This is a genomic window from Actinocrinis sp. (assembly GCF_035938995.1).
Lineage (GTDB): Bacteria > Actinomycetota > Actinomycetes > Streptomycetales > Catenulisporaceae > DASZGI01.
The window spans coordinates 1-13,417 of the sequence record NZ_DASZGI010000169.1; the positions used below are offsets into that span (position 1 = coordinate 1).

Consider the following 13,417-nt stretch of genomic DNA (forward strand, 5'->3'; position numbering starts at 1 on the left):
GTAGGCGCCGTCCCGCGCCGCGATCCTGGCCAGTGTGCCCGAGGGCGACCACACCGGGGCGCCGGGGAGGAACTCGTACCAGGCGTCGTCCGTCTCCTCGGCCAGCACGCGTGTCGAGCCGTCCGGCTGCACCGCGAGCACCCGGCCGATGCGCTGGTCGCGGGACAGGACCGCCAGCAGCGCCGGGCCGTGCGCCGACCAGTGCACCGACGCGAGGTACTCGAACGCCTGTGTGTCCCAGTCAACGGGGGTCCGCGAGCCGTCGAGACCCAGGCGCGCCAGCTCGACCCGGGCGTTGTCGGTCCCGGCCGCCGGGTAGCCGACCGCGCGGGGCGGGGACTTGGGATCGGCCGGGTCGGAGATGTGCCAGCGGACGACCGGCGCGTCGTCCACCCGCGCGGCGAGCAGCTGCGTGCCGTCCGGCGACCACCAGTAGCCGCGGAATCGGTCCAGCTCCTCGGCGGCGATGAAGTCGGCGGCGCCGTAGGTGACCGTTGGCTGCTCAGGCGTTGCCAGTGCCCGGTCACCCGTACCGTCTACGCCGATGACGCGGAGCGATCCGCCGGACAGGTACGCGACATGCGTCCCGGACAGGTCCGGCCGCGGATCGATGACAGGGCCCTCGGCGGGCAGCTCGCGCACCCCGCCGTCCACCAGATCGGCCACGAACAGCCGCCCGGACAGCGCGAACGCCGCGATCCGCACCGCCCGGTCGGCGGCGAAGTCCACGATCCCGGCGGCGGCCTGGCGGGAGCGCTCGCGCCGGGCCCGCTCCTCGGCGGTCAGCTCTTCGCCCGCCGTCCCGGCCAGCAGGTCCACCGGATCGGCGATCAGCCGCTCCGCTCCGCCGTTCGGGTCCGCAGTCCACAGGCAGGTCGCCCGGTCGGCGCCCGTGCGGGTACGTAGAAACGCGATGCGCGCGCCGTCCGGGGCGATGGAGAACGCGCGCGGCGCTCCGAGGGTGTATCGCTGCGTTCGCGCGAACTGCCTCGGGAACGAGATCTCTTGGCTCACGGCTCCGTATGTTATGCGGATGTGCCGCGTGTCGGGACGTGCCATAGCGCCGGATAGGCATCGCGCACTGCCCGATCGAGCGCAGCGGTAATGCATCGGGCCGCTGGCAGCGTAGGACGGTCGGGGTCCGGCGGCACTGTCCACACCACGCGCGAGCGCCCGACCATCCCCGGCGTCGGCAGCGGACAGTACCCGCCTTCGCCGATCACCCGCAGGTCAACCCCGGCCGCCCGCCAGTCCTCGAGCCACGCGTGCTCGTCCTCGGTGGTGTCGGCGAGGTCGACGAGGAAGCGCATGCGGCCCTGTCCGTCGGTGATCGGGCCGCACGCCCCTGTCGCCTTGCCGATGCGCTCCAGCGCGGCAGCTCCGACCAGTGCCGGCACGTCGACCGCACCGAGTTGAGCCGCACCGGGGACCCGGCTGCCGAGCACGGCCAGCATCGGCGAGCCCGGCACGATCTGCCAGCCGAGCCGCAGCGCGTACCACGCGGCGGCCTCTGCCGCCGTGGTCGGGTTGGAAGGGGGTCGCAGGCCCGCTATGGCCGCGCTGGGGACATCGCCTTCGGTGCCGCTGGTAGGACGGGCTGAGAGCGTGTCCGTCATCGGGATTACGGTGTCCTTCCCCGGGCTCGGGACGGCGCTCGCGGCAGGAGGGTGGGTTCGGGCGGCGCGTCCTTCCGTTACCGAGTGAATACGATGCGTGTGTTTATTGCGAGACGCCGGAGGCGGACTTCTACCGGACGGCGGACCGTACGCTGGAGTACATGACGTCAGGAGCCGCGCCCATGACCTCGCCCCACCAGACCGCCCCGGAACCGGCGGACCGGCGCGACGGACGCGCGATCATGTTCGTCCACGCACACCCCGACGACGAGACCATCAACAACGGCGCGACGATGGCGAAGTACGCCGCGGAGGGGGTGCACGTCACCCTCGTCACCTGCACCCTCGGCGAGGAGGGCGAGGTGCTCGTGCCGGAGTTGGCCGATCTGGCGTCGGACCAGGACGACCGGCTCGGACCGCACCGCGCGGGCGAGCTGGCCGACGCGATGAAGGAACTCGGCGTCGTCGACCACCGGTTCCTCGGCGGCCCGGGCCACTACCGGGACTCGGGGATGATGGGCACGCCGCAGAACGACCGCGCGGATGCCTTCTGGCAGGCGGACCTGGACGAGGCCGCCGGAATGCTGGCAGCCGTGATCCGCGAGGTGCGGCCCCAGGTGCTGGTCACCTATAACGAGTTCGGCGGATACGGCCACCCCGACCACATCCAGGCGCACCGCGTGGCGATGCGGGCCGTCGAACTGGCCGTGCAGGGCGCACAGCCGCATCAGGTGTCGAAGGTGTACTGGAACACGATGCCGCGGTCGGTGATGAAGAGGGCGATCGAGGCCATGCGGGCGGCCGGGAACACGAGCGGCTTTCTGGTCGTGGACTCGGTGGACGACCTGCCCTTCGTGGCCGACGACTCGACCGTCACGGCCGTGATCCACGCCGAGGCGTTCGCGGCGCGCAAGTCCGCCGCGATGCGCGCCCACGCCACCCAGATCACCGTGGACGGGCCCTTCTTCGCGCTGTCGAACAGCGTTGGCCGGGAAGTGATGGCGGTCGAGTACTACCAGCTGGTGCACGGCTCGCCCGGAGCGGAGCTGCCCGAGTCCGACCTGTTCGCCGGGCTCGGCCTCTGACGTCGAGAATGCTGCCGTGACCACCGACCCCGCGAAGGCGAAACCGATGACCGCGAGCGCTGCGAAGACGAGCCCGGGGAAAACGAGCCCCGGGGAGACGAACACGGGGGATACGAGCACAGGCAAGACGCCCGCCCGCGACGGCGCCCCGCCGCAAACCGCGCCGACCACCGCGGGTGACGCCGCGTCAGGCGTGATCCGGTGGATCCTCCTGCTCGTGGCCGCCGGGCTCGGCGTCATCGTCGGCGCGATCGGCTCGTTCGCGCACCGCGCCACCGCGACCGCGTTCGGCGTCGCGTGGCCGACCGGCCTGTTCTTCTCCTTCTGCGGCCTGGTCGGGCTCATGCTCGCGCTCGGCGAGCTGCTCCCCAACGCGGCGTCCCGCTCCTGGCGCCCGAGCCGACTGTCTGGGGTGGCCTGCGCCGCGGCCGGATGGCTGCTCGCGCTGCTCTGGGTCACCTACCTCGGCCCTCCACCCTCGGCCGCGCGCAAGGGCGACGTGATCCTCGCCAACGACTGGCGCTCCCTGGCGTATCTGTTCGGCGGGATGCTGCTGGCCACGGTCGCCGTCTACCGCGCTTGGGTAGCCAACCTGGCGGAGAAGCTGGCTGCTCACTCGAAGGGGTGAAACTTCCGGCTCACCGTCCGCCCGCTCCCCCCGAACGTTCCTGGTCCCGCCGCGCCCGGCGGTGCTCGTGCGCGCCGCCCGCAGCCGTACGTATCACCCGCGACGGTGGAAAGTGCCGCAACCGCCCCACACCGCGCCGAGGCTCACAGTATGGTGATCGCCGAAGTACTGTCCGTGATCGGGCCGAGTCGGCGGCGCGGACGTCGATCCGCGAGGTGGAGGGCCTGACCGGCGCTGTGACTGAGCCAACTGATTCGCTGGGGCACGCGGCCGATCCGTACCGTGAGCCGTACGATCCGACGCGCCCGCCCCCTGGCGATACCGGTGTCACCGACCTGCTCGACTTCCCGCCGATGCCTCCCTACCCGGGATCGCCTTATTCGGCGCCTGACGCGCAGGTGCCGGTCCCCGAGCCCACACCGGACCCGGCCCCGCAGCCGCCGGTGGCTTCCACCGGGCTGCGCGTCGCCGAGGCGACCGAGGCGACCGCGCGGCTGCGCATCAAACTGCCCGACTCCCTGCCTCAGCCTTCGACCACCCTGCGCCCGCACGCGGTGTGGGAGGACGCGGACGACTCCGCACTGCCTGAGGGAGCGCCGCGACCGTACCGCTCCGGTCCTGAGGCGACTCCGTTCGCTCAGATGGCTGCTTCCCCGGCACGGCCGAGCGCGCTGCCTGCGGAGCTCGCCGCGCTCACCACCGCGACGCTCGTCGTGCCGCTGCCTCCGGACACCCGCCCGACGCCCGCGCTGCTGACCACGACCCTGCCGCCGGATAGCGCCGCCCAGGCGAATGCGGCGCTGCTCGAGGACGCGTTCCACGACACTTTCGAGCAGGTATTCGGCATCGATCTCGCCTCCGCTTCGCCCGCCGACGTGGGCCTCGAGCCGGAGTCCGAGCTTGCGGCCGCCGCCGGGGTCGGCGCGCGGCCGGCCGAGGGCGGGGATCTGCTCGGCGCGTGGTTCCGCGAGGAGGGCGGGGCCGCGCACCACGAGCCCGATGCCGCATTCGTCTTCACCGGCCCGGCCTTCGACTCGATGGATCAGGCTCCTTACGAGCAGACCCCGTACGAGTACGTGCCCGGGACCGTGGCCGCCGCGGCCTTCGGCGGCCCGTACGGCGTCCCCACCTACCCCGCGCCGTTCCCGGGCGTCGCCGCGCACGACACCGGCCCGCACGATCCGCTCCGGCACGCGCTGGCGCTGCGCTACCTCGGCGGCATCTTCCACGACTCGTCCGGCGAGGCCTCGTACCTCGACCCGGGGGCGCTGCGTGGCCGGAGCCCGGAACTCCAGGCCGCCGCGGCCGGGACCGGCGATCCGCAGCTGGGCGACACCGCCCTGCTCCCTGCGGACATCGAGACGACCCCGCACCTGACCGCCGAGCCCGACGCGCCGACCGAACAGCTCGTGCGCATCCCCGGCCCGACGAAGCCCTCCGACGACAGGGCCCCGAGGCGGAGAACGGACAAGACCAGGCCCGCACCCGGCGGGCCGCACGCCGCGCACGCGACCGAACGCGGCTCCGGCGGAAAACTCATCACCGGGCTGGTGCTCCTCGCCAGCGTCTTCGCGATCGTCTACGGACTCGCGCTCGCCATCGCGGGCGGCGTGTTCGGCGGCACGGTGCCGCGCGGCACCGTGGTCGACGGCGTGTCCATCGGCGGCCTGACCCCCTCCGCCGCCGAGCAGGCCCTCGACTCCGCGCTCGGCCCGCGCTCCCGCGCCCCGATCCGCCTCGTGGTCGGCCAGACCCCGATGACGCTCGACCCCGCCCAGTCCGGGCTCTCCTTCGACGCCGCCCAGACCGTCGCGGCGGCGCAGGTCGAGCGCACCAACCCGTTCCAGGTCATCCCTGCCCTCTTCGGCGTCCGGCACTCCGTCGTTCCCGTAGTCACTGTCGACAACGGGGCGCTGACTCGGGCGCTCTCCACTATCGCAGCGTCCTACAACTCCCCGATGGTTGAAGGGCAGATCACCTTCCAGGCAGCCAAACCCGTGGTCACGCCGCCGAAGGAAGGGCGCGCGTTCAGCGTCGCGGGCGCCGTCGCCGCCGTGCGCTCCGCCTACCTGCGCCTGGACGGACCCGTCCTGCTGCCTGTCCAGGCGCTGCACCCGAAGGCGACGCCCGCCGCGCTCCAGGATGCGCTCGCCTACCTCGCGCGCCCCGCCGTCGCGGGCCCGATCGCCCTGACGACCGGCTCCGTGACGGAGAACCTGACCGCCGACCAGATCGGCGACGCGGTGGTCATCGTGCCGGACGACAACGGCCACATGGTCGCGCAGGTCGACGGCGCCAAGCTGCGCGGCGACCTCAACGCGGCCGCGCTGGCGCAGGAGACCCCTGCGGTCAACGCCTCCTTCACCGTCGACACCAACGGCACGCCCACGCTGGTCCCCGGCCGCGACGGGCGCGGATTCCCGCCGGACGCGCTGGCCGGCGCCGTCCAGGCGGTGCTCGTCCAGCCCGTGCCGCGCACCGCGACCGTCCCGCTCGGCGACCTGCCACCCACCTTCACCACCGCCGACGCCCAAGCCCTCGGCGTCACGGATGTCCTCGGCACCACCACCGTCCCCGTGCCGAGCGCGCCCAACCGCTTCGCGAACGTGCAGCGGGCCACCGCGCTGGTCGCCGGTTCGATCATCGGACCGGGGGAGACCTGGTCCTTCCTCAAGACCATCGGGCCGCTCGACACCGCCCACGGATTCGCCGTTCCGGGCGCTGCGCAGAAGGCTGGTGTGGACCCGTCCGGCGGCGTGGACACGGTCGCCACGGCGGTCTTCGGCGCGGCGTTCGCCTCCGGCATGGGCGACACGGTCCATCACCCGCACGCCTCGTTCGTCGACCGCTACCCGGTCGGCCTCGACGCCGCCGTGGTGGCCCCCGGCACCGACATGCAGTGGACGAACACCGGCGACCACCCGGTCTACCTCTACGCCTCCTACGCGAACGACGCGGTGACTGTCGCGCTGCTCGGCGAGAAGACCTACGACCAGGTCACCGTGCAGGTCTCGCAGCGCTACGCGGTCGTCCCGGCGGCGGGCTGCGCGGGCTCCGGCGCCGTCCCCGGCTTCCAGGTGGACGTGAGCAGGACCCTGATGCGCGGTGGCGCCCAGGTCGGCGGCGAGCAGTTCCACGTGCAGTACGTTCCGCAGAACGGCGCGGGCTGCCCGGGCGGCGCGACCGGAGGCGCCGTGTCCAACGCGCCGAGCTCGCCGTCCGGCTCCGGCGGCGGGGGCGGGAGCGGCGGTTCCGGCGGCGGCGCCCCCAGCCCGGCCGCCTCGCCGAGCCCCAGCCCGTCCGGCCTGCTCGGCGGCCTGCTGCACTGACCTGTAGCACGGACCTTCGCTGCACCTGTGGGCCCTGCAGCCCTGCCTGTGACACCTGTCATAGTGAGCTGACGACGGCGCACACTGACGCCGGTCGGCTGAGACCCGCTTGTATGTACTCAGCACGAGCGGGACGTCTGTGTGCTCAGCACGAGCGCGGCGTCCGGCGGGGACATTCAGAGCGTCATACACGACGACGGGATGAGCAGGAAACATGACTACGGGCGAGACACGAGGCGGACCGGGTTCCGCCGCGGTGACGTTCCAGGACGTCTCCAAGCACTACGGGGAGGTGAAGGCGGTGAACAACCTCACCCTCGAGATCCCCCAGGGCCGCTCGATCGCGTTCCTCGGACCCAACGGGGCGGGCAAGTCCACCTCCATCGACATGCTGCTGGGGCTGCGCAAGCCCACCCACGGCACCGTCCGGGTCTACGGCAAGGCGCCGCGCGACGCGATCCTGGCCGGGCACGTCGGCGCGATGCTCCAGTCCGGCGGACTGCTGAGCGACGTCACCGTGCGCGAGCTGATCGGCCTCATGACCAAGCTGCACCCGCGGCCGCTCAACGTCGAGGACGTGCTCAAGCGGGCCAACGTCGAGGAGTTCGCCGACCGCAAGGCGAACAAGCTGTCCGGCGGGCAGACCCAGCGGGTGCGCTTCGCCATAGCGATCGCCGGCGACAGCGATCTGATCGTGCTGGACGAGCCCACCACCGGCATGGACGTGGAGAACCGGCAGATCTTCTGGCACGCGATGAAGTCCGAGGCCGAGCGCGGCAAGACGATTCTGTTCGCCACCCACTACCTGGAGGAGGCCGACCAGATCGCCGACCAGGTGATCGTGATCAACAAGGGCCGGCTGCTGGCCAACGGCACCGCCGCGCAGATCAAGGCGCAGGCCGGCTTCCAGCGCATCGCGTTCAAGCTGCCCGGGGTGACCCGCGACCAGCTGCTCATGCTGCCGAACGTGGTGTCGCTCGAGGTGATCAGGGACCGGGTGCAGATCCAGACCTCCGACTCGGACAAGACCTTCTACGCGCTGCTCGACGCCGGGCTGCGGCCGGAGGAGATCGAGATCAGCGCGCTCGGGCTCGAGCAGGCCTTCGTGGCCATCACCCAGCAGGACAACGGCCACGACGAGGCTGCGTTCGACAAGACGGCGTTCGACAAGGCTGCGTACGACAACACAGGGGAGGCGGCCCGATGACCGGCGTGATCGCGCTGACCCGGCTGGAGATCCTGCGCGCGCTGCGCAACCGCCGGGTGATGTTCTTCACCATCCTCTATCCGACCGTGCTGTTCCTGCTGAGCGCGAGCAGCAGCTCGTCGACCAAGCCGGTGCCCGGGACGGACATCTCCTACCGGACCTACTACCTGATCGCCTACGCGTCGTTCGGCGCGCTCGGCGCCGCGCTCACCACCAACGCGCAGAAGATCGCCACCGAGCGCAAGGAGGGATGGATCCGCCAGCTGCGGCTGACCGCGCTGCCCGGCAACGGCTACGTGATCAGCAAGATCGTTTCGGCGACGCTGGTCACCGTCCCGGCGATCGTGATCGTCTTCCTGGTCGGCAGCGGGATGGGGGTGCACCTGACCGCCGCCAAGTGGCTGGGCGCGTTCCTGGTGCTCTGGCTCGGCTCGCTGGCGTTCACCGCGCTGGGCATCGCGATCGGGTACGGGGTGCCGCAGGACTCCGTGCAGATGGTCAACATCCTGGTCTACGTCGGCGGCTCGTTCCTGGGCGGCCAGTTCTTCCCGCTCAGCGGCGCGCTTGAGAACGTCGGCAAGGCGCTGCCCACCTACTGGGTTCGGCAGCTTTCCACCGACCTGATCAGCGGCACGCCGACCTCCGGCAAGGGGATCGCGATCCTCGCGGCGTGGGTCGTCGGAGCCTCCATCCTGGCCGCCCGCATGTACCGTCGCGGCGTCGACGGCGGCTGACCCGGCTCAGGCTCGCGAAATGGCCGACGACGAGCTGTCCACCCGCCCGATCATCGCCGGGAATCGGGTCGGGTGGATCTTCGCCGCGATCTGGCTGATCTATCTCGCCTACCCGGTGGGTGCGATGTTCGACGGCACCCACCGGACGGGCGAGATAGTCGGCGTCCTGACGCTCGTCGCGGTGTACTGCCTGGCGTACATAGCCCTGGCGAAGCGCAACCGGACATTGATGTTCGTGGCGTCGAACACCGCGCTGGACCGGCCGCGGGCGATCTTGATCGGCGCCATCGCGGCGATCGCCACCCTGACGCCGATCGTGTCCACGAACACCTGGATCGTGCTGTGGGTGTACGTCTCCTCGGCGTGCGGCTCGACCCTGCCGATCGGTAAGCGGAACTACGCGTTGCTGGGCAGTGCCGTGTCGACCGGCTGCATGACCGTCGAGGCGGTGGTGCTGGGCGCCGACGCGGGTTTGTGGACCACGATGCTCCTGCCGAGCCTCTTCTCGGGCCTGGGCACGATCGGCATCCGGCGGATGCAGCGGCTCATCGCGGAGCTGCGCCAAGCCCGCGACGAGGTTAAGCACCTGGCCGCGAACGAGGAGCGGCTGCGGCTGGCCCGCGACCTGCACGACGTGGCCGGCCACTCGTTGGCCACCGTCACGCTCAAGGCGGAGCTGGCCCGCCGCCTGGTGAAGCTCGATCCGGACGGCGCGGAGAAGCAGGTCGCCGATATCGAACAGGTCTCCCGCCAGGCGCTGGCGGACATCCGCGAGGCGGTGTCCGGGTACCGCCGCCCCACGCTCGCGGTGGAGACCGCCTCGGCCCGCACCGCGCTCGAGGCGGCTGGCATCACCTTCGACCTCGATCCGGCCCTCGCGGCGGGCGCGCGCGTCCCGGGCCTCGACCCGGAGGCGGAGGCCGCGCTCGCCTGGTGTCTACGCGAAGCGGTCACCAACGTCGTCCGGCACTCGGGCGCGACCCGCTGCTCGGTGCAGCTGATCGAGGCGCGCGTCGACGGCGACACCACTCTCACCCTCGAAGTCACCGACGACGGCGACGGCGGCTCGGCCGCCCGTTTGCACACACCGGTCTGGGGCAACGGTCTGACCGGCCTGCGCGAGCGGCTCGAGCCCTTCCAGGCGACTCTTCGCGCGGCACCCGTGTCCCCTCGTGGGTTCAAGCTCACCGCGACGCTCTCCGTCGGCTAGCCCGCAGACACGCGCTAGGGTGGCCCCGTGGAAACGGGGCAAGATCAAAGACGGATCAGGGTATTGCTGGCGGAGGACCAGGTCATGATCCGCGAGGCGCTGGCCACCCTGCTCGGACTGGAGCCGGACATCGCGGTGGTGGGCCAGGTCGGCCGCGGGGACGAGGTGGTCGGCGCGGTCGCCGCGGCGGTCGCGGGCGAGGCGGGCGGCGTGGACGTGGTGCTGCTCGACATCGAGATGCCCGGCCTCGACGGTCTGACCACCGCCGCCCGGCTGCGCGTCAGCCACCCGGACGTGAAGATCGTGATCCTGACGACGTTCGGCCGCCCCGGCTTCCTGCGCCGCGCGATGGAGGCGGGCGCCGCGGCCTTCATGGTGAAGGACGCGCCCGCGGCCAAGCTGGCCGAGGCGGTGCGCCGGGTCCTGGCCGGCGAGCGGGTCATCGACCCGGACCTGGCCGTCGCCGCACTCGCCGATGGGGTCAACCCGCTCACCCCGCGCGAGCGCGACGTGCTCGAGGCGTCCGCGGACGGCCGGACCATCGCCGAGATCGCCGCCCGGCTCTACCTTTCCGAGGGCACGGTGCGGAACTACCTATCGGCGTGCATCCAGAAGACCGGGGCCAGGAACCGCGCCGAGGCACGCCGCATCGCCTCCGAACGCGGCTGGCTCTAGACCCGTAGACCATAGGATGCGGCTGGCTCTAGACCCGTAGACCATAGGATGAAGCGCGTGACTTCGTCTGGATACTTGCGCTACCCGCACATTCACGGTGATCTCCTCGCCTTCGCCGCCGAGGACGACATCTGGCTCGCCCCCGCCGACGGCGGCCGCGCCTGGCGGCTAACCTCCGACCGCGCCCAGGTGAGCTACCCGCGCTTCTCCCGCGACGGCGCCAGGATCGCCTGGACCAGTTGGCGGGACGGCAACCCGGAGGTCTACACGGCCGATCCGGAAGGCGGCGACGCGAGCCGGCTCACCTACTGGAGCGACAGCAGGACCCGCGTGGCCGGCTGGACCAGGGGCGGCGAGGTGCTTGCGATCTCCGCCACCGGCCAGGCCGAGACGTACCTGACTTGGGCCTACGCGGTTCCGATCGAGGGCTCGCCGCCGCGGCGGCTGCCGTTCGGCCCGGTGGGCGATCTGGCCCTGGAGGAGGTGGGCAGCGCCCTGCTCACCGGCCGGGCAGACAGCGAGCTTGCTTACTGGAAGCGCTACCGCGGCGGCACCAGCGGCAGGCTGTGGACGGCCAACGCCGACGACCCCCCACTCACCTCCCCATCCCCCTTCATCCGGGTGCTCGCCGACCTCGACGGCCAGCTCGGTGCCCCGATGCTGATCGGCGGGCGGTTGTTCTTCCTGTCCGATCATGAGGGCACCGGCAACATCTACTCCTGCGCGCTGGACGGCAGCGACCTACGCCGGCATACCGATCACGACGGCCGGTACGCCAGGAACCCGTCTACCGACGGGCAGCGGATCGTGTACCACGTGGCGGGTGACATCTGGATCCTGGACGACCCGGACGCGGCGGAGCCCCGCGAGCTCGATATCGTCCTCGGCTCGCCAGCCGCCGGCCGTGCACCCAAGCTGATCTCGGCGAAAGACCATCTGGGCAGCCTCAACCCCGACAAGACCGGTCAGGCCAGCGTGGTCGAGGTGCGCGGCACGGTGCACTGGCTGACGCACAAGGACGGCCCGGCCCGGGCGCTGCACGTCGACCCGGCGGCCCGCGCGAGGCTGCCGCAGGTGCTCGGCGACACCGGCCAGGCGGTCTGGGTCACCGACGCTGCCGGCGATGACGCGCTCGAGATCGATTCGGTGATAGATGAGCCGGAGACCGAGACCGTCCGGCTCGCCGAAGGCCTAATCGGCAACGTGCTCAGCCTGGCTGCCTCCCCGGACGGGGCCACCGTGGCTGCCGCCGCCCACGACGGCAGGCTACTGACCGTGGACGTGACCTCCGGGCAGGTCACCGAGCTGGCCGCGTCCCACGACGGGGCCATAAACGGGCTGGCCTGGTCACCCGACTCGGCCTGGCTGGCCTGGTCCCAGCCCGGCACGCAGCCGCTGCGCCGCATCCGTATAGCGAGAATCGCTCGCCCCGCGGGGGGGTCTGGGGGGGTCGTCCCCCCGGGCCAGCACCGCGAGGTCGTCAACGTGACCGACGGGCGGTTCACCGACACCGACCCGGTGTTCTCGCTCGACGGCCTCTACCTCGCGTTCATCTCCCGGCGCAGCTTCGACCCGGTGTACGACGCGCAGACCTTCGACATGTCGTTCCCCTTCGGCAGCCGCCCCTACCTGGTGCCGCTGGCCGCGCAGACCCCGTCGCCGTTTGGCCCGCTGCCCGGTGGCCGTCCGGTGGGCCAGGATCCGCTCGAGCCGGACAAGGACACATCAGATTCTGCCGAACGGACCGAGGTTTCCGTGGACGCCGAAGGTCTCCCTGGCCGCGTGGTGGGCGTGCCGGTGATCGAGGCCAGGTACTCCCGGCTGCGTGCCACCAAGGGCGGGCTGGCCTGGCTGCGCGAGCCGGTGTCCGGCGTGCTCGGCGAGGGCAGTGCCAGCACCGAGGACGACGCGCCACGGCCGGTCCTGGAGCGGTTCGACCTGCGCAAGCGCGAGCTCACCGAGCTGGACGGCGAGTTCGACTGGTTCGACGTCAGCGGCGACGGCACCCGGTTGGTGGTCAGGGACCGGGACGACCTGCGGGTCCTGCCGGCCGAGCACAAGGAGGACCGCGGCTCGGGCGAGTCGGTCACCGTCGACCTGTCCCGGGCCAGGTTCCAGGCCGATCCGGCCGCGCTGTGGCGGCACGCCTTCGACGAGGCCGGCCGGCTGATGCGCCGCAACTTCTGGACCCCGGACATGTCCGGGGTGGACTGGGACGGCGTGCTCGACACCTACCGGCCGCTGCTCGACCGGGTTCGCAGCGCGGATGATTTCGCCGACCTGATGTGGGAGGTGGTGGCCGAGCTCGGCACGTCGCACTCCTATATCGGCAAGGCCGGCGCGGGCCCGGATTCTTTGGCTCGAGCCACCGCGGCCGTCGGCCTGCTCGGCGCGGACCTGTCTCGCGACTCCTCCGGCCGCTGGCTGGTGGACCGGGTGCTGCCGGGCGAGTCATCCGACCCGCGGGCGCGCTCACCGCTCGAGGCGCCTGGCGTGGGGGTCCGGGCGGGGGACGAGCTGGTCGCGGTGGACGGGCGGCCGGTCGACCCGGTACGCGGCCCGGCGCCGCTGCTGGCCGGGACGGTCGGCAAGCCGGTCGAGCTCACCATCCGGCCGCAGGCCGCCGATCCGGAAGTCCGCCGCCGGGTGGCGGTCGTGCCGCTGCGCGACGAGCGGCGGCTGCGGTACCAGGACTGGGTGCTCGGCCGGCGCCGCCTGGTGCGCGAGCTCGGCGACGGACGGCTCGGCTACCTGCACATCCCGAACATGATCGGCGAGGGCTGGGCCGACTTCCACCGCGACCTGCACACCGAGATGCGGTTCGACGCCCTGGTCATGGACGTGCGCGGGAACGGCGGCGGGCACATCTCCCAGCTGGTGGTGGAGAAGCTGGCCCGCCGCGTCATCGGCTGGGACCAGGGGCGCTGGATCCA

10 protein-coding genes are annotated in these 13,417 nt (G+C 71.9%); 8 read left to right on the plus strand and 2 right to left on the minus strand.

Annotated features, from left to right (window positions below; all coding sequences use genetic code 11):
• Together VGZ32_RS12355 and VGZ32_RS12360 are read right to left on the minus strand one after the other, a co-directional pair.
• On the minus strand, nucleotides 1–1,059 hold a 1,059-nt coding region (locus tag VGZ32_RS12355; RefSeq protein ID WP_414642535.1), incomplete at its 3' end, for a DPP IV N-terminal domain-containing protein.
• Complete coding sequence (locus VGZ32_RS12360) at nucleotides 1,026–1,616, minus strand: hypothetical protein (RefSeq protein WP_326886107.1); 591 nt, start codon at nucleotides 1,614–1,616, stop codon at nucleotides 1,026–1,028. The genes VGZ32_RS12360 and VGZ32_RS12355, both read right to left, overlap by 34 nt.
• Before the next feature lie 182 nt (nucleotides 1,617–1,798).
• On the opposite strand from VGZ32_RS12360, the gene mshB reads away from it, so the two are divergent.
• The 8 genes from mshB to VGZ32_RS12400 form a co-directional block, all read left to right on the plus strand.
• The gene (gene mshB / locus VGZ32_RS12365) at nucleotides 1,799–2,701 is read left to right on the plus strand and encodes an N-acetyl-1-D-myo-inositol-2-amino-2-deoxy-alpha-D-glucopyranoside deacetylase (RefSeq protein ID WP_326886108.1); all 903 of its coding nucleotides are present in this window, start codon (nucleotides 1,799–1,801) and stop codon (nucleotides 2,699–2,701) included.
• Between the two features lie 16 nt (nucleotides 2,702–2,717).
• Nucleotides 2,718–3,329: a hypothetical protein gene (locus tag VGZ32_RS12370; RefSeq protein WP_326886109.1), complete on the plus strand. Its 612-nt coding sequence runs from the start codon at nucleotides 2,718–2,720 to the stop codon at nucleotides 3,327–3,329.
• 236 nt (nucleotides 3,330–3,565) lie between these two features.
• Nucleotides 3,566–6,658 (plus strand): VanW family protein, encoded by a 3,093-nt coding sequence (locus VGZ32_RS12375; RefSeq protein ID WP_326886110.1) that lies wholly within the window; start codon nucleotides 3,566–3,568, stop codon nucleotides 6,656–6,658.
• Between the two features lie 214 nt (nucleotides 6,659–6,872).
• The gene (locus VGZ32_RS12380; RefSeq protein ID WP_326886111.1) at nucleotides 6,873–7,865 is read left to right on the plus strand and encodes an ABC transporter ATP-binding protein; all 993 of its coding nucleotides are present in this window, start codon (nucleotides 6,873–6,875) and stop codon (nucleotides 7,863–7,865) included.
• Nucleotides 7,862–8,599, plus strand: a complete 738-nt coding sequence (locus tag VGZ32_RS12385) for an ABC transporter permease (RefSeq protein ID WP_326886112.1) — start codon at nucleotides 7,862–7,864, stop codon at nucleotides 8,597–8,599. The genes VGZ32_RS12380 and VGZ32_RS12385 overlap by 4 nt, the downstream gene beginning before the upstream one ends.
• Nucleotides 8,600–8,618: 19 nt before the next feature.
• Nucleotides 8,619–9,809, plus strand: coding sequence for a sensor histidine kinase (locus tag VGZ32_RS12390; protein ID WP_326886113.1), 1,191 nt, complete (start codon nucleotides 8,619–8,621; stop codon nucleotides 9,807–9,809).
• Between the two features lie 27 nt (nucleotides 9,810–9,836).
• Nucleotides 9,837–10,484 (plus strand): response regulator transcription factor, encoded by a 648-nt coding sequence (locus VGZ32_RS12395; RefSeq protein WP_326886114.1) that lies wholly within the window; start codon nucleotides 9,837–9,839, stop codon nucleotides 10,482–10,484.
• A 57-nt stretch (nucleotides 10,485–10,541) separates the two neighbouring features.
• The coding region (locus VGZ32_RS12400) for a S41 family peptidase (protein ID WP_326886115.1) at nucleotides 10,542–13,417 on the plus strand (2,876 nt) is incomplete at its 3' end.

What these genes read in the sequence shown, in the direction of transcription:
- VGZ32_RS12385 (WP_326886112.1), top strand. Translation starts at nt 7,862, where the DNA reads ATGACCGGCGTGATCGCGCTGACCCGGCTGGAGATCCTGCGCGCGCTG.
- mshB (WP_326886108.1), top strand. Translation starts at nt 1,799, where the DNA reads ATGACCTCGCCCCACCAGACCGCCCCGGAACCGGCGGACCGGCGCGAC.
- VGZ32_RS12380 (WP_326886111.1), top strand. Translation starts at nt 6,873, where the DNA reads ATGACTACGGGCGAGACACGAGGCGGACCGGGTTCCGCCGCGGTGACG.
- VGZ32_RS12360 (WP_326886107.1), bottom strand. Translation starts at nt 1,616, where the DNA reads ATGACGGACACGCTCTCAGCCCGTCCTACCAGCGGCACCGAAGGCGAT.
- VGZ32_RS12390 (WP_326886113.1), top strand. Translation starts at nt 8,619, where the DNA reads ATGGCCGACGACGAGCTGTCCACCCGCCCGATCATCGCCGGGAATCGG.